This window comes from Pseudomonas sp. X4 (assembly GCF_040784925.1).
Classification (GTDB): domain Bacteria; phylum Pseudomonadota; class Gammaproteobacteria; order Pseudomonadales; family Pseudomonadaceae; genus Aquipseudomonas; species Aquipseudomonas putida_Z.
Genome location: NZ_CP160798.1, coordinates 1,660,055 through 1,679,820 on the forward strand (window position 1 = coordinate 1,660,055; position 19,766 = coordinate 1,679,820).

A 19,766-nucleotide genomic window follows, 5' to 3' on the forward strand; every position below is an offset into this window, starting at 1 on the left:
GAAAGCCCCAGCTTTTGGGTGCAAAAGCCCACGCCTATGCTCGGATTAGCCGTTAATTGGGAGGTCGGTCGGCCAGCTCGGCCAGGATGAGCTTCACTGAGGAACTATGAGTCAACACCTACTGGAAAGATTCTGGCGGGTGGAGGAGCAACACCCGGTGAGGGTGTGAGAGAGCGGTAGTCGGACGACTACTCAAACAAAAATGGAATCGAATCTTGAACAGCAGCGCGACACGTCGGGATAGCTTCAAAACAGGGGTAGTTTCCATCGCCCGTTCCACCGGCCTTTGGTCTAAGAAAGCTTTCTTAGCCCTGTGCCTGCTCGTCGGCACCAGTTACGGTTCCATGATCATCGCGCTGCTCAGCATCGGGAGCGCGGCCATGATTTCCGTGATGAGTGGCGACATCAAGGCTGAGTACACCGCCACTAACACATGGGCTCAGTTCTTCCAGACCGAGTACCTGTGGCCTTCGATCATTTTGTCGATTGCCGCCGTGATCGCGGTGTTCTTGCGTGAAGTTGGGGTAGTGACCTCCACTCGAAAAAAAGAAAAGGAACTGCAAGATCGCCTGACCACCATGCCGCCCAAGCAGTTTCTAGCGGCCTATAGCGACGCTGTGATCGACATCCGGTTCCTGTTTGAGAGCCAAGCGCAGGATGACTCCCAGCCGATGAGCAGGCAAAGCTTGGCAAGCGACATCCGCGTGGTACTGACCAAGATCCTCGTGCTAGCCCAAAACTGGGACAGTGCTCCTACCGACACGTACCGCGCCAACGTCATGATGGTGGAGCTGGACAAAGGCATCATCCGGAACAAATTCGCGCAGCAGGTGAACGAGAGCCCGTTTTTCCTGTTCAGTTCAAACATCGATGCCCGCTTGGATAATGCTGACGGCATCCTGCATATCACCGATCTTGAACTGTCCACCTCTGTTGGAAATCAAGGCCTTGCGGATCCGGATAACGAAATCCGCCCGATCTGTTTCCCCTTCAAAATCGACACGTCCGACCATGCAAAGTCTCACCCCAACATGCCAGGTGGGCCAGTCGCCGTCTCCACCAACGAGTCACAATACATTCAAGATTCCCGCACCCATTTTAAAGAGTGGCTGGATAACGAGGCCCGCCAGAATCCTCATGTGACCGAGCACTACAAGACGACCATTGGTAAGTACTACACCACTCACCGTTACGCGACGTCGATACTCTCCATCCCGCTAGCATCAGGCGACGACACCAAAACCCCAATTGGATGTCTTAACATCTATAACAATAAGGCAAACATCCTAATGGGTGATAGCCGCAATGCACAGTTCGTCCAGCTACTGCAACCGATTTGCGCGTATTTACATGATATGATATTATTATACCGTGCATTTATTGACATGGAGGCAGGTGACCATGAATGAACTCGCCGCTGCTGTAGTAATCACCGAAGAATCGGGTGAAGCTAAAGTCTGCGCCTCCGCTGCTTTGAAGCACAAAGCATTCGCGAAGATTTACAGTGGCCGGATGTCTCGCGATGAGCTCAGGGCTTCTATGCTGGCCAAGGCTAAAGATGTAGTAGAAAAGGGTATCGGAACCCTTGATCTCGTTACCGTAGTCGAGCACCGATAAGGGCTCAGCCGCTCCCCGCTACCACTTGAAAGCCACCGCGAGGTGGCTTTCTTGTATATGGCTCTCTGATTGGGTGACTGACCCAGAGAAACCTAATCGTTTGAGAAAGAGAATTGTTTTTCTTCTCCACTTAGACCTAACACGTTAATAGCTATATCGTCATGAAACAGATCTGAGTAGGTCACGCTAACAAAGTCTGGATGTACTGTGGCCGTGAACGCCTCATACAAAAAGTGAGTTTTACTTTTATACCGCCTGATAACCGGAATCGTGACATCTTCACCCTCCGACTTAATATTTATGAGAAAGCAGAGGAACACCCCCATAAAACTAAGATCACAAGCACCTTCCTCAACCTTAGTTTCATGATAGCGTGAGATAGGCGCAATCGTGAATGTCCGATCATTTACACTGACCCACTCATCAATTTCCTCATCAAATTCTAGCTCCACGCTCCTGATCTTTAAGTCTGCGCCCACATACTCGGATTTAATTAGACATCTCGGACAGTCGATTTCAAGCACACCCTTCGTATTAAACTTTGCGTCAGCAAAGGCATAAACGATGTCGGATATCTTTCGGAAGCGCCCATCGTAAAATGCTACTACCTCATAACCACCCCCGAACAACTTCGAGATCGACTCCGACTTGAATTTTTCTTCGAACTCATTCTTCAAATACATTGCGAATTGATCAAGAGCCATGCAGGTACCTTGCACGACAATCTCCTCCTCGCAAACATCGAACATACGCAAAGGGTAGCTCTGATAATGAGCAATAGCGTGATCTGCACCTGAACCGCCAACCCACAATTCAAAATGCTCATTATCGTGCCCGTACTCCGCATAAACATTGGATATGTGGATTTCATCGCCTTCGACACTCAGCGCGATTATCTGGACTTCTGAACTACTGATTGCAACGTCGGCAAGAACCGCATCCGTAAAACGCTTACCCGTCAGCAATTCATGTTCATCTACGAGTTTCTCGATTAGTCGCACTACGGCCTGAATTACAGGAACATCTCCAGCGAAAGCCACAGCGAAATACTCGTTCACCACGAGAATCTTTTGGCACAGACCAGCCACAGCGTGCGTAAGCAACCCAGGGTTACCAGCTTCAGGCTTGAACGACGGGATTTGCGAAGACCGCATCCTTTTATTGGGGCTGGTGAGCAGAATGTCTGCCTGAAGGAAGCCGCCGTCCTTTAGCTTGTACCCGGAGATTAGAGTCATGTGCAGATCCTTTGGCGTAGTGGACGGCCACGGTACATCGCCAGCAGGTGATGTCAAAGCTATCGCTAATACCGAAAATCGCATGTTGAAACATCAGAGAGAGCGTCGATTGGCTCCGCGCCTAGAGCTCGGTTTACCGGGTAGGGGCTGATCACACGATGCGGGTCGTGCATTGGGATGAGCTGGGACAAGGTGTACGACGTGAGGAAAACCGTCCAGTTCGAGACCGTGGCACCTACCGGAGGTGGGACTGTGGATCTCGCCCAGGTTGATCTGGAAGGGGAGCTTAAGAGGGAAGCCTTGGGAGATGGCCTAGCGGGAGGTCAGTCTAGGCAGGGGAATGTCCTGCACTTTGACAATATTCCAGGGTATTTCGGTGAAAATGGCAAAACGTGAAATTCGTCGAAGATCACCAGCCCCACACCCTCCAGCGCCGGGTCGGCCTGCAGGCGGCGGGTGAGGATGCCTTCGGTCACCACCTCGATGCGGGTTTTCGGCCCGACCTTGCTGTCCAGGCGGATGCGATAGCCCACGGTTTCGCCGACCTTTTCGCCCAGCTCGCTGGCTAGGCGCTCGGCCGCAGCCCGCGCTGCCAAGCGGCGGGGCTCGAGCATGAGAATGCTCTGCCCAGCCAGCCACGGCTCGTTGAGCAGCGCCAGCGGCACGCGGGTGGTCTTGCCCGCGCCAGGTGGCGCTTCGAGCACCGCTTCGTCACGGTTTTCCAGGGCCTGGCGCAGGGCGGGCAAGACAGCATCGATCGGTAATGAAATCATGGTGGTCCTCGAACAGTCTGGCGAGTATAACGGCGAACCCAAGCTGCCCTATCATGGTCTTAGCTTCAGGTGCAGGCGTTTCGCTTGCCCTGCTGAATACCTTTTCGGAGTTTTTACATGCGCATCCCATCCCGCGTCATCGGTGGCGCCCTCATCGTCACCTTGCTGACCCAACTGACGGCCTGCGGCACCATTCTGTACCCGGAACGTCGTGGCCAGATCGGCGGCAAGATCGACCCAGTGGTTGCCGCAATGGATGCCATCGGCATCCTGTTCTACGTGATCCCGGGGCTGATCGCCTTCGGTATCGACTTCGCCACGGGCGCCATTTATTACTCAGGCGGGCGATCCGCCCAGGTCGACCCGGTCAAACTGCGCGAAGCCGTGAGCCCCGATGGCAAGGTCGACAACCTGAAGTTGCAGGCCATTCTGGAAAGCGAACTGGGCCAGCGCCTGCCGCTGAACGACCCACGGCTGATCCAGCATCGCGGCAGCATCGAGCAGTTGGCCAGCCTGGGCCTGGTGCCTGCAGCCTGAAGCACAAGGACACTACCCACGGATGATGACCACCCCGGCTGAACACCAACGCCTGCTACGCCTGGCCACTCGCGCCTCGCTGGCGGTGGCCAGCATCCTGGTCCTGAGCAAGGCGTTGGCCTGGTGGCTGAGCGGCTCGGTCAGCCTGCTGGCCGGGCTGACCGACTCGGCACTGGATGCCGTTGCCTCGTTCCTCAACCTGCTCGCCGTGCACTACGCCCTGCGCCCGGCCGACAACGACCACCGTTTCGGCCATGGCAAGGCCGAGGCCCTGGCCGGTATGGCGCAGGCGCTGTTCATCGGGGTCAGTGCGGTGCTGATCGGGGTGCAGGCGGTTGAACGCCTGCACACCCCGCAACCCTTGGGCGATACCGCCGTCGGTATCGGGGTAATGCTGCTGTCGCTGGTGCTGACCCTTGCCCTGCTGGCACTGCAACACAAGGTCATCCGCCTGACCGGCTCCACGGCGGTACGGGCCGACTCCCTGCACTACCGCTCGGATCTGCTGCTCAACGGCAGCATCCTGCTGGCCCTGCTGCTGGCACGCTTTGGCTGGCCGCAGCTGGATGCGCTGTTCGGCCTGGGCATCGCCGTCTATATCCTCTGGAGCGCGCTGCAGATCGCCCGGGAGAGTACGGCCATCCTGATGGACCAGGAACTGCCCGGCGATGTTGGCGAGGACATGGCTGCGCTGGTGCTGGCCATTCCCGGGGTCAAAGGCGTGCACGACCTGCGTACGCGGGTGTCGGGTAACCAGTGGTTCGTGCAGTTGCATCTGGAGATGCCGGGGCAATTGCCGCTAAATGAAGCGCATGCCTTGTGCGTGGAGGCCTCGAAGGTGATCCGCCAGCGTTATCCACAGGCGGATGTGATGGTGCATGCGGATCCGGTGTGAACCTGCAAGGGCCCTATCGCCGGCAAGCCAGCTCCCACAGGAACTGCACCGACCTGAAGGCATGCGCAATACCAGTGGGAGCTGGCTTGCCGGCGATAGGGCCGGGACAGGCAGCACATCTGGCTCAGTTGATGCTGTAGCCTCGGCCGCTGAAACAAGCGCCCAGCGCCCGCCGATAGTTGTCCGCCACATTGGCCGGCGGTGCATAAGTCGCCGTCGCCGGGTCGAACCCTGACTGGCTCACCGCCCAGCGGTGGCACTGGTAACGGTCCTGGTCCTGCTGTTCCTGCCCTTGCCCATACATCGGGTAGGCCACCACGTCATACCCACCGCCTACAGGTGCCGGCGCCGCAACCGGCGGGTTGACCACCACGTACTCGCGGCTGTCGGCCAGGTACTGGTAATAGGTATCGGCCACCAGGAAGAACAGCGCCCCGCCCAGCCAGACTTCCCGCGCATAGGGCGGCAGGTAATCGACCCGCACGCCATGGGGCGGAGTCACCACGACATAACGGCCACCATGGGGGCGATACCAGTAACCACCGGAGTAGAAGTAGTCATCGCCACGGTAGGGTACTTTCCAGTAGCGGTCCGGGAAATGATCGATGGTGTGCCCCGGGCGATACTGCGGCCCCGGCCCCCAGCCATTGCCATGACCATCCGGGCGCCCCTGCCAGTCACCGCCAGGCCGTTGCCCCGGGCCACCGGCTTCCCAGTGGCGGTTATCACCATGACGGCGGGGAATGTCCTGGTAATAACCCTGGCGTGGCGGCTGGGTCTGCTGCACTTCGTCACGCGAATTGAGCGAGCGGCCCGGCGCCCCCTCGCCCGGCCCTTCGGCCATGGCCCCGAGGCTGATGCTCAACCCCAACACACCAACACCTGCCAACTGCCAGATGCGCGACTTCATGCTGTTCCTCTCGGTAGAAAATACGGCAACCACAGCCAGTCTACCGCGCCTGTCACGCAGGCCAATTAAATTTCCGGACATGAAAAAAGGGAGGCCGCTGGGCCTCCCTTCAGGAATTGTCGTCCGTGCTCGGCACTTGTGGCGCCGGCTCACCTCACACCGTCTTCTGGAAGGTGTGTAGCCCGGGGGCCTGCAGATCCTGTTGGATGGCTGGCCGCGACCGCCCGCCTAGGGCGCGTCGCCGTGGACTGATGTCCGGGCAGTGATTCTGTGGATAAAGATACCGGACAGGTTGCGGCAGATGATTGCGAAGATTGCTCGGATAAATAGCACTTGCGCAATTTTTCACCCTGGATTGATAATTCACCGCAATCCGAACAGAAAAGGCATAAACCATGAGCAAACTTGACCGCTATGACCTGAGCATCCTCGCCGAATTGCAGCGCGATGCGCGCATTTCCAACCAGGAACTGGCCGAACGCATCGGCCTGTCGCCTTCGCCATGCTCGCGTCGGGTCAAGCAACTGGAGGACGATGGCTACATCTCGCGCCAGGTGGCCCTGCTCGACCGCAAGAAGCTGGGCCTGAGCCTGACTGCCTACGTGCTGATCGGCATGGACCGCCACACCCCGGAGCGTTTCGAAACCTTCGAGGCGGCCATCCGCAACCTGCCACAGGTGCTTGAATGCAGCCTGGTCACCGGCATGGATGCCGACTACCAGCTGAAGGTGGTGGTGCCCGACATGGACCACTACCAGAAACTGCTGCTAGGCAGCCTGACCCGCATTGAAGGCGTCACCAGCGTGCGTTCGAGCTTCGTGCTGAACCAGGTGCTGGCCAGCACCGAGTTGCCATTGACCCACCTGCGTTAATTGCCTGCGCCAGCAAGCGTATAATCGGACGCTCAACCCGCCTGGAGAACACCGATGGATCCCGCCGTATTCGAAGAGTGGATGATGATCATCCTGGTCACCGTGTTGATCGGTTTCATGGGTTTCATCGTCTGGGACCTGGCGAAAAAGTCCAAGGCCGGGCGGTTCGGGACGCTGATCCTGTTCTTCGTGCTGGGGCTGGGGGTGCTGGCCTTTATCATCAAGAGCGTGGTGGTGGGGTTTCTCGAAGGGGTGTAGAAAATTCAGGGCCATTCGCGGGCACGCCCGCTCCCACAGGTCTGGCGCTGCACTTGAGGGCTGCACCATACCTGTGGGAGCGGGCGTGCCCGCGAATAGGCCCTTGAACTGGACTAAAGCTTGGCGGCCACTTCGCGCCAGCAGCCCTGTTCCAACCCATCCAGCGCCCAGTCGCCAATCCGCACCCGCACCAGGCGCAAGGTCGGCAACCCCACCGCCGCCGTCATCCGCCGCACCTGGCGGTTACGCCCTTCGCGAATAACCAGCTCCAGCCAGTTGGTCGGCACGCTCTTGCGAAAACGCACCGGCGGGTTGCGCGGCCACAGCTCGGGCTCGTCCAGGCGCCGCGCCTCGGCCGGCAAGGTCGGCCCATCGTTCAGTTCCACGCCATCGCGCAAGCGCTGCAACTGCTCCTCGCTCGGCTCCCCCTCCACCTGAACCCAGTAAGTCTTGGCCAGCTTGTGCTTCGGGTCGGCAATGCGCGCCTGCAGGCCGCCATCGTTGGTCAGCAGCAACAGGCCTTCACTGTCGCGGTCCAGCCGCCCGGCCGGGTACACGCCGGGGATGTCGATGTAGTCCTTGAGCGTCGCGCGCCCGTCGCCGTCGCTGAACTGGGTCAGCACGTCGAACGGTTTGTTGAACAGGATCAGGCGCGGCTCGGCCGGTGGCGCCTTGGGCTGGCGACGCGGGCCGGTGGCAGGCCGCGCCTGGGGGCGGCGCGGCTTGGAACGGGGTGGCAGTGACATGGATCCTCAGCGGAACGGCGGCTCATCGAAACTGCGCAGTTTACGCGAGTGCAGCGAGTTGAGCTCGGTGCGCAGCAGGTCCAGGGCGGCAATGCCGATCTTCAGATGCTGGCTGACCGCCCGGTTATAGAAGGCATTGGCCGAACCCGGCAGCTTGATCTCGCTGTGCAGCGGTTTGTCGGATACACATAGCAAGGTGCCGTACGGCACGCGCAAGCGGTAACCCTGGGCGGCAATGGTACCGCTTTCCATGTCCACGGCCACGGCACGCGACAGGTTGATCAGCGGCCGCTCCTGGGCCCAGCGCAGCTCCCAGTTGCGGTCGTCGTAGGTCAGCACGGTGCCGGTGCGCAGGCGCTTCTTCAGCTGTTCGCCACGCTCGCCGGTGACCTGCGCGGCGGCTTCCTGCAAGGCCAGCTGCACTTCGGCAAGGGCCGGAATCGGGATGTTCGGCGGCACCACCCGGTCGAGAATGCCGTCACGGCGCATGTAGGCGTGTGCCAGCACATAATCGCCGATGGTCTGCGACTGCCGCAGGCCGCCGCAGTGGCCGATCATCAGCCAGCAGTGCGGGCGCAGCACGGCCAGGTGGTCGGTGATGTTCTTGGCATTGGACGGGCCGACGCCGATGTTGACCAGCGTGACGCCGTCGCCGTCGGCGGCGATCAGGTGATACGCCGGCATCTGGTAGCGGTGCCAGACCACGCTGGCCACCAGGGCCTGGATTTCACCGTGGTCCATGCCCTTTTCGATGACCACGTTGCCCGGCAGCACCATGCGCACGAAGCGCGGGTCGTCACGCAACTGGTCGAGGCCGTGGCTGATGAACTGGTCGACATAGCGGTGATAGTTGGTCAGCAGGATCCACGGCTGCACATGGCGCCAGTCGCTGCCGGTGTAGTGCACCAGGCGGCGCAGCGAGAAGTCGACCCGCGCGGCATCGAACAGCGCCAGCGGCAGGGTTTCGGCACTGCCCCAGTCATAAAGGCCGTCGGCGATGTTGTCGGTGGCAGCCGACAGGTCGGTGCTGGGGAACACCCGCGCCAGCTGCGCGGCGGTGATGCCGCTGCCGGCCAGTTCGTCGCCCTGGTCGACCACGTAGGGGTAAGGGATGTTCTGTTCGCTGACGCCGACCTCTACCGTGACGGTGTAGTCGTGCATCAGCGGGCGCAGTTGCTCCAGCAGGTAGCCACGGAAAGCAGCCGGCTGGGTGATGGTGACACTGTAGGTACCGGCCACCTGGACCTTGGCGTAAGCCCGCGTGGTGGCGGCGACTTCACCGTGGCTGTAGTAGGTCAGGCGCAGCGCCGGGTAGCGGAACAGGTCGCGCTCTTCGACGCCTGGCTCGGTACGGTCCTTCAGGTAACGCTTGAGGGCCTGGCTAAGGGCCCCGGTGGCCTGGTCATGCAGGGCCGCCAGACGGTCGACGGCCTGTTCGGGGGTATCAACGACTACAAAAGCTTGGCTCACACTGTGCTTCCTGTCTGGACATGCATGTGAACCATCTTGCCTGCCTTCTTGGCTAAATACACCCCCATTGATCGGTGTTGCATCCATTCGCGGGCACGGCCGCTCCCACAGGATCTTCACTGCCCTCAAGTACAACGCAGTACCTGTGGGAGCGGGCGTGCCCGCGAAGAAGCGAGCTCAGTTCGCCCAGGCTGGCGTCGCCCTGGCCACCAATGCCTCCACATCCACACCCCGCGGCAACGCCCCATACACGCGCCCGCCCCCCGTCAAGCGGCTGTCGATAAATGCATCACTCACCACCGCATTGCCCGCCTCCAGCAACAGCTTGGCCTGCAGCGCCAGGGCAATATCCTCGGTCAGCTGCCGCGCGCGGTACTGCATGTCGCCAGTGTCGGCAAACGCCCCCTTGAGGTTACCGATGTGCGCCGCCAGGCGCGGGTCCCCGTGCCCATCGCCCAGCTCGGCGAACAGCGCATCGAGCACGCCCGGCTCCTTGGACAAGGCCCGCAGCACATCCAGGCACTGCACATTGCCCGAGCCTTCCCAGGTCGAGTTGACCGGCGCTTCGCGGTACAGCCGTGGCAGGATGCTGTCTTCCACATAACCCGCCCCGCCCAGGCACTCGGCGGCCTCGTTGATCATGGCCGGCGCGCGCTTGCAGATCCAGTACTTGCCCACCGCTGTGACCAGCCGGGCGAAATGCGCCTGCTGCGGGTCTTCCAGCTGCTCCAGCGCCTGCCCCATGCGCAGGCTCAGGGCCAGCGCGGCCTCGCTTTCCAACGCCAGGTCGGCCAGCACGTTCTGCATCAACGGCTGCTCGCTCAGCAGCCGCCCGCCGACCTTGCGGTGTGCGCAATGGTGGGTCGCCTGGGTCAGCGCCTGGCGCATCAGGGCGCTGGAGCCGACCATGCAGTCGAAGCGGGTCATGGCCACCATTTCGATGATGGTCGGCACGCCCCGCCCTTCTTCCCCGACCATCCACGCCAGGGCACCGCGGAATTCCACCTCGCTGGAGGCGTTGGAACTGTTGCCCAGCTTGTTCTTCAGGCGCTGGATATAGAACTGGTTGCGGCTGTCGTCGGGGCGGTGACGCGGGAGCAGGAAGCAGCTCAGGCCTTTTTCGGTCTGGGCCAGGGTCAGAAAGGCATCGCACATGGGCGCCGAGCAGAACCACTTGTGCCCGACCAGTTCGTAGGGCTGCCCCGGGCCCGCGGCGCCGACTGGATAAGCCCGGGTGGTGTTGGCCCGTACATCGGTGCCGCCCTGCTTCTCGGTCATGGCCATGCCCAGGGTGACCCCGGCCTTGTGGCGGTCGCCGACGTTACGTGGGTCGTACTCGCAGGCGAGGATTTTCGGCAGCCAGTATTCGGCCAGTTCGGGTTGCAGCCGCAGCGCTGGCACGGCAGCGAAAGTCATGGTCAGCGGGCAGCCGGTACCGGCCTCGGCCTGGCTATGCAGGTAGGTCATCGAAGCCCGCGCCACATGGGCGCCTGGGCGGGGTTCGGCCCATGGCAGCGACGGCAGACCGTGCTCGACGGCGGTGCGCATCAGTTCGTGGTAGGCGGGGTGGAACTCGACCAGGTCGATGCGATGGCCGTAGCGGTCGTGGCTGCTGAACTCCGGCTTGTGCGCATTGGCCAGGAAGCCCGCCTGCATCAGCGGGCCACCGGCCAGGGCACCGTAGGCATCGATCCGCGATTCGGCCCAACCCGCACCGAAACGCCGCGACCATTCCTGTAGCGGCAGGTCGAGGCGGTAAAGGTTGGCACCGTCGAGGGGCGGTGGCTGGTTGGTGACTTCGTGGGTTTCAGCGTACTGGTGCAGGTTCATTGGGGGCTCCTGGATCCGGGTAGCTTGAGAGCCCCAGTGAAGCACTCCCCGCGGGTCAGTCAAAGTGACATTAATGACTAAACATGTGGTGGGGGGCATGTCTTGGGGATGCAGCGGGGCTGACAGGTGTTCGCCACGACAGTTGCTCCGAGGCCTGCTCACGGGCGCTGCGACAGGGGATGCCCTCGGCAATGCGGAACAGTGGATGGGTTTGGCCGTCGCCTTGGTAGAAGTAGGTAACGCCAGGGGTGGTTTTGGTTTCGTCGTTCATGAGTTCGGCACCATGGCGATATGTGCCACCCATCCGTTTCCACACATAGGGGTGACAGCTGCACACGGGGTGGAAAACCAGGCATGATGCGAACCCGGTAGGCCCAAAGGCCTCCCGCGTACAGCTGTCGTAACGACACGCACCATAGGTCTTGCCAGGTTTCCACACCCGATCGCTGAACCGTCAGCGACTGGAAAAGCCTAGAGCGCGGGATTTGCAGGAACAATCAGACGCGTGTCGACAGGGGTTGTAGGGTATTTCGCAGTTGGCGCAGTTTCCAGTGCCAGTGCGTAGGAAGAGTCTGGAGTTGCTGTAGCCTGTGGGTTTCTTGGGGCCGCTTTGCGGCCCTTCGCGGGCGCGCCCGCTCCCACAAGGGGATCGCGCATTTATTTGGGCTGAGCACCAAACCTGTAGGAGCGGGCGTGCCCGCGAAGGGCTGCAAAGCAGCCCCAACAAAGCCTGCGAAAATCTCTAAAGCGACCGTCGCGTCTGCAGAACATTCGATGCCATCTGCATCTGCGCAATAGCCATGTTCAAACTCAACTCGAACCGGCTCCCCAACCCCCGCGTCGACTCATGCGACAACCGTGCACCCAGCAATTCCCCCATCTGCCGGCAGATCGACAAACCAATCCCCAGCCCGCCATAACGCCGGGTCATCGAGCCATCGACCTGGAAGAAGCGCTGGTACAGGGTCGCCTGGTCGAGGTCATCGAAGCCGATACCGCTGTCGCTGACCATGAAGGTCAGCGCCAGGTCGTCAGGCCCCACCCGGCGCCCGCGCACCTGGATCATCACCCCGCCCTGGTGGGTGAACTTCAAACCGTTGTCCACCAGGCACCCCAGGCAGCGGGCCAGCTTCTGAGCATCGCCCAGCAACCCGTCCGGCACATCGGCCGGGATGTCCAGGCTCAGGTACAAGCCTTTGCCCAAAGCCTGCCCGGCATAACCGGCACGCACGCCCTGCAGCAGGTCACGCAGGCTGAATGGCGCCGGCTGCGCGCGCAGCCGGCCGGCCTGCAGTTCGGACAGGGTAAGAATGGCATCGACCATATCCATCATGCCCTGGGCCGAGCCCACCGCCGTGCGGTGGTACTGGGCCATCTCGGCCTCCATCGGCAGGGTATGCATCAGCTCCAGCGAGCCGATCACACCATTCATCGGCGTGCGCAGTTCATGGGTCACGCTGGCCAGGAACTCGTCTTTCAGCCGGTTGCTCCTGGCCAGTTGCAGGTTCAGTTGTTCCAGCGTGCGCCCGGTGTCTCGCAAGGTCTGCGCCTGCTGCTCGCGCAGGCTGTTGATGCGGTCGGCCAGCGCCAGCGACAGCAAGGCCACCTCCAGCGCCGACCCCAGCTGGCTGGCATACATGGTGATGAACACGTTCGGCAGGTAGCCCAGCACCATCAGGGTGTTGACCAGGCCACCAAGCAGGAATGCCGTCCAGGCGATGATGAACCAGCGTGCCACGCGCAAGCCACGCCACCAGGCGTACAGCCCGGCAGCGAAGATGCTCACGGTAAACAGCAACGCCAGCACCGTGGCCATGCGCAGGGCGACGCCGTAGGGCATGCTCACCGCCAGCACCATGACCATCGCGCCACCCAGCATCAGCAGCTGCAGCAGCCGGTCGAAACCACGGCTGATGCTGCCCAGTTGCAGGAAATGCCGGGCGAACTGGCAGCCGAACAGGCCAGCGGCCCCGATGAACAACGGCGTCGAAGCATTCGCCCACCACGGGCTGTCCGGCCAGAAGTAGGCCACACCGGCGCCATTCACCGACACCTGGTAAAAGCCGAACGAGGCGATATAGAGGATGTAGTAGAGGTAGCTGACGTCGCGCACGCTGAGGTAGATGAACAGGTTGTACACCAGCATCACCAGCAGCACGCCGTAGATCATCCCCAGCACATACAGGCGCGTGGGCTGCTCCTCCATGTAGGCCTGGGCGGACCACAGCGCCAGCGGCGCCTGCACCGAACCCTGGCTGTGCAGGCGCAGGTAGGCAGTGGTCACCTGGCCAGGCGGCAGCTGCAGTTCGAACAGGTAGTTGTTCTGCAGGATCTGCCGGCTTTGGTAGGGCAAGGCGTCGCCGGTGCGCCGGGCCAGGCGGTAACTGCCACTGCTGTCGGGCAGGTACAGCTCGAGGTGGTCCAGCGGCGGATAGGCCAGTTCCAGTAGCCATTGCCGTGGGGCGGCGCCGGGCGCGGCGACAGGGCGCAGTTCGACCTTGAGCCAGAACACCGATGTGGAATAACCGGCGTTCAGCACGTCTTCATGGTGGGGGCGAAAATGCTTGGCGAACCCAGGGGCACTGACCTGGGCGATGCTGGCACTGCCATCGAGGTCTTCATAAACCTGCATGGCCTTGCCCAGCGGAAGATGCCGCGTAGCGTCGTCGAAATCGACTGCCCCGGCCAGCACGGGCAGCAAGCCCAGAAGCACAATCAGCAAATAGCGCATACAGCCCCAGCATGGCCTGTCCGGTCGAGTCGCGGTTGCCTCCCATCCGTTTGAGACGACACGATCCGGCAGAACCCGTTTGTAGAGTTATCCGAGCACTCTAGCATAGCTTCGCAACCTGGCAATCGACCATATCCAATCACAAAGAAAAGGCTCTAAATCAATGCTTTCAGAAATTAAACCGGTAAAAAACTGACCTTATGATCAACAAAACTCGTTTGTAGGACGATCCGCCCAAACAGGATTGGTGGTAAGCTCGCCGACCATGAATACCTACAGCTCCCGCCCCGTTGTCCTCTGTCTCTCCGGCCACGACCCCAGTGGCGGCGCCGGCCTGCAGGCAGATATCGAAGCCCTGATCGCCCAAGGCTGTCACGCCGCACCCGCAGTGACCGCCCTGACCGTGCAGGATACCGTCAACGTTTCCGACTTCCGCGTGCTCGACCGCGAGTGGGTGCTGGCCCAGGCCAACGCCGTGCTGGCCGACTCCACGGTGGCCGCCGTCAAGCTCGGCATGCTCGGTTCGATCGAAATGGTCGACACCGTCGCCGAACTGCTGGCCGCCCACCCGCACCTGCCACTGGTCTGCGACCCGGTGCTGCGTGCCGGTGGTGGTGGTCGCCTGGGCAAGGACGAAGTGGGCTACGCCCTGCGCGAACGCCTGCTGCCGCTGGCGACCATCGCCACGCCGAACCTGCCCGAAGCCCGCATCCTTGCCGAACTGCCCGAAGGCACCGCCGACGAGTGTGCCGAGAAACTGTTGCCGTTCTGTAGACACCTGCTGATTACCGGCGGTCACGGCGACGAAGACGAAATTCACAACCGCCTGTACAGCCGCGACGGCCAGCACCACACCTGGACCTGCCAGCGCCTGCCGGGCAGCTACCACGGCTCGGGCTGCACCCTGGCCAGCGCCCTCGCCGGCCGCCTGGCCCTCGGCGAGCAGCTGGAAAGCGCCGTCCGCAGCGCCCTGGACTACACCTGGCGCACCCTGCGTGACGCCGAACAGCTGGGCAAGGGCCAGTTCGTGCCGCGTCGCCTGCCGCTGGATTTCTGCTCCTGACACGAGGCCTCCAATGAAGCTACGCGGTCTGTACGCCATCACCGACAGCCAGCTGCTCGCTGGCCGTTTCCTGTCCCATGTCGAGGCGGCACTGGAAGGCGGCGTGTGCCTGCTGCAGTACCGCGACAAAAGTGACGACGCGGCGCGCCGCCTGCGTGAAGCCGAAGGGCTGCTGAAGCTCTGCGAGCGCTACGGCACCCAACTGCTCATCAACGACGACGCCGAACTGGCCGCGCGCCTGGGCGTCGGCGTGCACCTGGGCCAGACCGACGGCCCGCTGACCCCGGCCCGCGCATTGCTCGGCCGCCAGGCGATCATCGGTTCCACCTGCCACGCCAGCCTCGAACTGGCCGCCCAGGCTGCCAGCGAAGGCGCCAGCTACGTGGCCTTTGGCCGCTTCTTCAATTCCGTCACCAAGCCGGGTGCACCCGCAGCCAACATCGAACTGCTGGAGCAGGCCCGCGCCCAGGTGAAACTGCCGATCGCGGTGATCGGCGGCATTACCCTCGACAACGCCGCCCCGCTGGTCGCCCATGGCGCCGACCTGCTGGCGGTGATCCACGGCCTGTTCGGTGCCGACAGCGCGCAGGAAGTCACCCGCCGCGCCCGCGCCTTCAACGCCTTGTTCGCATCCTGATTCGAGAGAACCCCCATGTCCCGTTCCGAAGCCCTGTTCGCCCAAGCCCAGAAGCACATCCCCGGTGGCGTCAACTCGCCGGTCCGCGCTTTCAAGAGCGTTGGCGGCACGCCGCTGTTCTTCAAGCATGCCGAAGGCGCCTACGTCGTTGACGAGGATGACAAGCGCTACGTCGACTACGTCGGCTCCTGGGGCCCGATGATCCTCGGCCACGGCCACCCGGAGGTACTGGACTCGGTACGCAGGCAGCTGGAGCACGGCCTGTCCTATGGTGCCCCGACCGCCATGGAAACCGAGATGGCCGACCTGGTCTGCTCGCTGGTGCCGTCCATGGAGATGGTGCGCATGGTCAGCTCGGGCACCGAAGCCACCATGAGCGCCATCCGCCTGGCCCGTGGCTACACCGGCCGTGACGCCATCATCAAGTTCGAAGGCTGCTACCACGGCCACTCCGACAGCCTGCTGGTAAAAGCCGGCTCCGGCCTGCTGACCCAGGGCGTGCCGAGCTCGGCGGGCGTGCCGGCGGACTTCGCCAAGCACACCCTGACCCTGCCGTTCAACGACATCGCCGCCGTCGAGAAAACCCTGGCCGAAGTCGGCCAGACCGTAGCCTGCATCATCGTCGAGCCGGTAGCCGGCAACATGAACTGCGTACCGCCGGCGCCAGGCTTCCTCGAAGGCCTGCGCGAGCAGTGCGACAAGCACGGCGTGGTGTTGATCTTCGACGAAGTGATGACCGGTTTCCGCGTTTCGCTCGGCGGCGCCCAGGGCCACTACGGCATCAAGCCGGACCTGTCGACCTTCGGCAAGATCGTCGGTGGCGGCATGCCGGTCGGCTGCTTCGGCGGCAAGCGTGAAATCATGGGCTGCATCGCCCCGCTCGGCCCGGTCTACCAGGCCGGTACCCTGTCGGGTAACCCGCTGGCCATGGCCGCCGGCCTGACCACCCTGAAGCTGATCAGCCGCCCGGGCTTCCACGCCGAGCTGACCGACTACACCAGCCGCATGCTCGACGGCCTGCAACAGCGCGCCGATGCCGCTGGCGTGCCGTTCGTCACCACCCAGGCCGGTGCCATGTTCGGCCTGTACTTCAGCGGTGCCGACGACATCGTCACCTTCGAAGACGTGATGGCCAGCGATGCCGAGCGCTTCAAGCGCTTCTTCCACCTTATGCTCGATGGTGGCGTGTACCTGGCGCCGAGCGCGTTCGAGGCCGGCTTCACCTCCATCGCCCACGGCGACAAGGAGCTGCAGATCACCCTGGATGCGGCTGAAAAGGCTTTTGCAGCCCTGAAGTAATTGTCAGCCTGTACCGGCCCTTTCGCGGGCAGGCCCGCTCCCACAGGTTCTGCACAAACCTTGAAAATGGTGCGATCCCTGTGGGAGCGGGCATGCCCGCGAAGAGGCCGGGACAGGCAACAAAAGACCCTGCACAATCAGCTGACTTCCCCAACCAAGCAGAAATTCGAGTAAAACTTTGTAAGGTTGGCGCTGCTTATCCCATAATGTGCCACCAGAGACATTGGCCGCAGCTTTGCAGAGGTAAGTCGATCCCCATGAACCGCACCGGCCGCGCCCTGACCCTGGGCTGCCTGTTGCTTCTTCAGCCCCTGCTGGCCCTGGCGGAGGGCGGTAACTCGTTGCTCATTCCGGCGACGGGCCGCTGCACCTTGAATGTCCAGCCTGAAGACCTGGCAAACGCCCTCAAGGCTTGTGAGCAGACGGCAACGGCGGGGGATGCCCAGGCGCAATTTGAACTGGGCGAGTACTACTACACGCAAACGCCGAAAAACCTGAGCAAAGCCCTGAACTGGTTTGAAAAGGCCTCGCTGCAAGGCCATGCCGAGGCCCAATACCGCCTGGGCGCCATGTTCTTCCGTGGCGAAGGGGTCAAGGCCAACAATGTGCAGGCCTACATCCTGCTGAAGATGGCCGCGGTCAACGGCGCCGAGGATGCGCTGGACATGGCCGACGAAGTGACCGAGCAAATGCCCCGCGACGAACTGGAGCATGCCACCCAGGTGCTCGGCCAGATCTTCCGCAAGTACCTGCTGGAACTGCAGAACGCCGAAGGGCGCACGCCGTTCTCGCCACTCCCCTGAGGGTTACTTTTCCGGCATCGGCATGGGGAACGGCATCACGTTGCCGCCGCCCTTGGCTTCGCTGATCTTCGCCGTGCCCAGGCGCTCCACCTCGTCGATGCGCACGATCGAGTGCATCGGCACGAAGCTGCGGATCACCCCATCGAACTGGCTCTTGAGCTTCTCCTCGCTCGGGTCCACCACCAGCTGCGAACGCTCGCCGAACACGAACTCCTCGATTTCCAGGAACCCCCACAGGTCGCTCTGGTAGATCTGCTTGGCATACATCTCGAAGACCTGCCCCTGGTTGAGGAAGATCACTTTATAGATGGCAGGTTCGCGTTTGCTCATGTTCGTCGGGATAACACATGCGTAAGAAAAGGCGGGCATCATAGCAGACAGGTTTGCTGATCTGTGTTGCCTGTCCCGGCCTCATCGCCGGCAAGCCAGCTCCCACAGGTACTGCGCAAGCTTCAGGCCTGTGCAGTATCTGTGGGAGCCCGGCTTGCCGGCGATAGGGCCGGAACAGGCCATACATACCGTTGAACGTTTCAGTGCTTTCGCCACTGCCATTCAAGGGTTATTCTTGAGTTCACATCCATTGCCGTCGAGCGGCTAAAAACGACCTTGAACGCACCCATACAACCCCATCGTTTCATCCTCGAACCTTTCGAGGCTCACCGTTTCGCCAACTTGTGCGGCCAGTTCGACGAGCACCTGCGCCTGATCGAACAGCGCCTGGCCATCGAGATCCGCAACCGCGGCAATCAGTTCGAGCTGATCGGCGAACCCAAGACCACCTCCGCTGCCGAACAGCTGCTGCGCCGTCTCTACCGCGAAACCAAGGCCAGCGACCTGTCGCCGGAAACCGTTCACCTGTACCTGCAGGAATCGACCGTCGAGAACATCGACAACCCGGCCGTCAACGAGGTCAGCGTGTCGCTGCGCACGCGCAAGGGCAACATCCGCCCGCGCGGGGTCAACCAGCAACGCTACGTCAAGGAAATCCTGGCCAACGACATCAACTTCGGCATCGGCCCGGCCGGTACCGGCAAGACCTACCTGGCCGTGGCCTGCGCCGTGGACGCGCTGGAACGCGAACAGGTGCGCCGTATCCTGCTGGTGCGCCCAGCGGTCGAGGCGGGCGAAAAGCTCGGCTTCCTGCCCGGCGACCTTGCCCAGAAGATCGACCCGTACCTGCGCCCGCTGTACGACGCCCTGTACGAAATGCTCGGCTTCGAACACGTGGCCAAGCTGATCGAGCGCCAGGTGATCGAGATCGCCCCGCTGGCCTACATGCGTGGCCGCACCCTGAACAACAGCTTCATCATCCTCGACGAGAGCCAGAACACCACGCTGGAACAGATGAAGATGTTCCTCACCCGTATCGGCTTCGGCTCCACCGCGGTCATCACCGGTGACATCACCCAGGTCGACCTGCCCCGTGGCACCAAGTCGGGCCTGGCGCACGTCATCGAGGTGCTGAGGGACGTTCCGGGGATCAGCTTCACCCACTTCCAACCCAAAGATGTGGTTCGTCACCCACTGGTGCAGCGCATTGTCGAGGCCTACGACCGCTTCGATGCCCGCCAGGCCAAGCCCGAGGCGCCCGGCAAAGATGCTTGAACTCGATATTCAACGGGCCACGGATGCTGCCGCCCCGGATGACACCGCCTTTCGCCGCTGGTGCGAACTGGCCCTGCGCCAGCGCAGCGCCGATTCGGAAATGACCATTCGCCTGGTCGACGAAGCCGAAGGCCGCGAGCTGAACCACACCTACCGGCACAAGGACTACGCGACCAATGTGCTGTCGTTCCCGGCCGACGTCCCCGACGACCTGCTCGATATCCCGCTGCTGGGCGACCTGGTGATCTGCGTGCCGGTGGTCGAGCGCGAAGCCGCCGAACAGGGCAAGTCGCTGGAAGCGCACTGGGCACACCTGGTCATCCACGGTTGCCTGCACCTGCTCGGCTACGACCACATCGAAGATGAGGAAGCCGAGGAAATGGAAGGCCTGGAACGGGAATTGCTGGCAGAACTGGGTCATCCAGACCCGTACGCCGACGATGAAACCGACACCATCACACACTGATACACGAAGGATCACGAGA

20 protein-coding genes and 1 pseudogene are annotated in these 19,766 nt (G+C 62.0%); 12 read left to right on the top strand and 9 right to left on the bottom strand.

The annotated features are described in order from the left end of the window. Positions 1 to 215 precede the first annotated feature (215 nt). Together ABX298_RS07265 and ABX298_RS07270 are read left to right on the top strand one after the other, a co-directional pair. Complete coding sequence (locus ABX298_RS07265; RefSeq protein WP_367394247.1) at positions 216 to 1,409, top strand: hypothetical protein; 1,194 nt, start codon at positions 216 to 218, stop codon at positions 1,407 to 1,409. Further along, on the top strand, positions 1,402 to 1,617 hold the full coding sequence (locus tag ABX298_RS07270; protein ID WP_367394248.1) for a hypothetical protein: 216 nt from the start codon (positions 1,402 to 1,404) through the stop codon (positions 1,615 to 1,617). Before ABX298_RS07265 ends, ABX298_RS07270 begins: the two co-directional genes overlap by 8 nt. Before the next feature lie 92 nt (positions 1,618 to 1,709). Here ABX298_RS07270 and ABX298_RS07275 read toward each other — a convergent pair whose 3' ends face one another. Further along, complete coding sequence (locus ABX298_RS07275; RefSeq protein ID WP_367394249.1) at positions 1,710 to 2,852, bottom strand: hypothetical protein; 1,143 nt, start codon at positions 2,850 to 2,852, stop codon at positions 1,710 to 1,712. 392 nt (positions 2,853 to 3,244) lie between these two features. Then, positions 3,245 to 3,625: pseudogene (locus tag ABX298_RS07280) on the bottom strand (DEAD/DEAH box helicase); the annotation flags it as partial. A 117-nt stretch (positions 3,626 to 3,742) separates the two neighbouring features. Here ABX298_RS07280 and ABX298_RS07285 point away from each other — a divergent pair. Both ABX298_RS07285 and ABX298_RS07290 read left to right on the top strand, forming a co-directional pair. Then, positions 3,743 to 4,162, top strand: coding sequence for a hypothetical protein (locus ABX298_RS07285; protein ID WP_025340744.1), 420 nt, complete (start codon positions 3,743 to 3,745; stop codon positions 4,160 to 4,162). A 22-nt stretch (positions 4,163 to 4,184) separates the two neighbouring features. Further along, a complete protein-coding gene (locus ABX298_RS07290; RefSeq protein ID WP_286918055.1) occupies positions 4,185 to 5,057 on the top strand; it encodes a cation diffusion facilitator family transporter in 873 nt (290 codons plus the stop codon). Between the two features lie 124 nt (positions 5,058 to 5,181). On the opposite strand, the gene ABX298_RS07295 is transcribed toward ABX298_RS07290, so the two are convergent. Beyond that, positions 5,182 to 5,967, bottom strand: a complete 786-nt coding sequence (locus ABX298_RS07295; protein ID WP_367394250.1) for a DUF6515 family protein — start codon at positions 5,965 to 5,967, stop codon at positions 5,182 to 5,184. A 395-nt stretch (positions 5,968 to 6,362) separates the two neighbouring features. Between ABX298_RS07295 and ABX298_RS07300 the strand changes: the two genes are divergently transcribed. Both ABX298_RS07300 and ABX298_RS07305 read left to right on the top strand, forming a co-directional pair. Continuing rightward, positions 6,363 to 6,839: an Lrp/AsnC family transcriptional regulator gene (locus ABX298_RS07300; RefSeq protein WP_003249795.1), complete on the top strand. Its 477-nt coding sequence runs from the start codon at positions 6,363 to 6,365 to the stop codon at positions 6,837 to 6,839. A gap of 54 nt (positions 6,840 to 6,893) precedes the next feature. Then, complete coding sequence (locus ABX298_RS07305; RefSeq protein WP_013974331.1) at positions 6,894 to 7,097, top strand: DUF2788 domain-containing protein; 204 nt, start codon at positions 6,894 to 6,896, stop codon at positions 7,095 to 7,097. A 113-nt stretch (positions 7,098 to 7,210) separates the two neighbouring features. Here the strand turns inward: ABX298_RS07305 and ABX298_RS07310 are convergent, their stop codons facing one another. The 5 genes from ABX298_RS07310 to ABX298_RS07330 all read right to left on the bottom strand — a co-directional run bounded on the left by ABX298_RS07310 (position 7,211) and on the right by ABX298_RS07330 (position 13,874). Then, positions 7,211 to 7,843, bottom strand: coding sequence for a pseudouridine synthase (locus ABX298_RS07310; protein ID WP_286100616.1), 633 nt, complete (start codon positions 7,841 to 7,843; stop codon positions 7,211 to 7,213). A gap of 6 nt (positions 7,844 to 7,849) precedes the next feature. After that, positions 7,850 to 9,313 (bottom strand): AMP nucleosidase, encoded by a 1,464-nt coding sequence (gene amn, locus ABX298_RS07315; RefSeq protein WP_075046464.1) that lies wholly within the window; start codon positions 9,311 to 9,313, stop codon positions 7,850 to 7,852. Positions 9,314 to 9,490: 177 nt separating this feature from the next. Continuing rightward, the gene (locus ABX298_RS07320; protein ID WP_286100617.1) at positions 9,491 to 11,143 is read right to left on the bottom strand and encodes an acyl-CoA dehydrogenase family protein; all 1,653 of its coding nucleotides are present in this window, start codon (positions 11,141 to 11,143) and stop codon (positions 9,491 to 9,493) included. Positions 11,144 to 11,213: 70 nt separating this feature from the next. Then, positions 11,214 to 11,414: a hypothetical protein gene (locus tag ABX298_RS07325; protein ID WP_286101921.1), complete on the bottom strand. Its 201-nt coding sequence runs from the start codon at positions 11,412 to 11,414 to the stop codon at positions 11,214 to 11,216. 471 nt (positions 11,415 to 11,885) lie between these two features. Further along, the gene (locus tag ABX298_RS07330) at positions 11,886 to 13,874 is read right to left on the bottom strand and encodes a hybrid sensor histidine kinase/response regulator (protein WP_286100618.1); all 1,989 of its coding nucleotides are present in this window, start codon (positions 13,872 to 13,874) and stop codon (positions 11,886 to 11,888) included. A 265-nt stretch (positions 13,875 to 14,139) separates the two neighbouring features. Between ABX298_RS07330 and ABX298_RS07335 the strand changes: the two genes are divergently transcribed. The 4 genes from ABX298_RS07335 (at position 14,140) to ABX298_RS07350 (ending at position 17,676) form a co-directional block, all read left to right on the top strand. After that, a complete protein-coding gene (locus tag ABX298_RS07335; protein ID WP_061550648.1) occupies positions 14,140 to 14,937 on the top strand; it encodes a hydroxymethylpyrimidine/phosphomethylpyrimidine kinase in 798 nt (265 codons plus the stop codon). A 13-nt stretch (positions 14,938 to 14,950) separates the two neighbouring features. After that, the gene (gene thiE / locus ABX298_RS07340) at positions 14,951 to 15,574 is read left to right on the top strand and encodes a thiamine phosphate synthase (RefSeq protein WP_025340753.1); all 624 of its coding nucleotides are present in this window, start codon (positions 14,951 to 14,953) and stop codon (positions 15,572 to 15,574) included. Positions 15,575 to 15,589: 15 nt separating this feature from the next. After that, positions 15,590 to 16,873: a glutamate-1-semialdehyde 2,1-aminomutase gene (hemL, locus tag ABX298_RS07345; protein WP_013974339.1), complete on the top strand. Its 1,284-nt coding sequence runs from the start codon at positions 15,590 to 15,592 to the stop codon at positions 16,871 to 16,873. Between the two features lie 257 nt (positions 16,874 to 17,130). Continuing rightward, complete coding sequence (locus ABX298_RS07350) at positions 17,131 to 17,676, top strand: tetratricopeptide repeat protein (RefSeq protein ID WP_286100619.1); 546 nt, start codon at positions 17,131 to 17,133, stop codon at positions 17,674 to 17,676. Positions 17,677 to 17,679: 3 nt separating this feature from the next. Here ABX298_RS07350 and ABX298_RS07355 read toward each other — a convergent pair whose 3' ends face one another. Beyond that, a complete protein-coding gene (locus ABX298_RS07355) occupies positions 17,680 to 18,006 on the bottom strand; it encodes a DUF1820 family protein (RefSeq protein ID WP_013974341.1) in 327 nt (108 codons plus the stop codon). 276 nt (positions 18,007 to 18,282) lie between these two features. Between ABX298_RS07355 and ABX298_RS07360 the strand changes: the two genes are divergently transcribed. Further along, the gene (locus ABX298_RS07360; protein WP_039613560.1) at positions 18,283 to 19,281 is read left to right on the top strand and encodes a PhoH family protein; all 999 of its coding nucleotides are present in this window, start codon (positions 18,283 to 18,285) and stop codon (positions 19,279 to 19,281) included. Beyond that, entirely contained in the window at positions 19,274 to 19,747 is a 474-nt protein-coding gene (gene ybeY, locus ABX298_RS07365; protein ID WP_015271932.1) for an rRNA maturation RNase YbeY, read from the top strand. Before ABX298_RS07360 ends, ybeY begins: the two co-directional genes overlap by 8 nt. Positions 19,748 to 19,766: the final 19 nt, after the last annotated feature.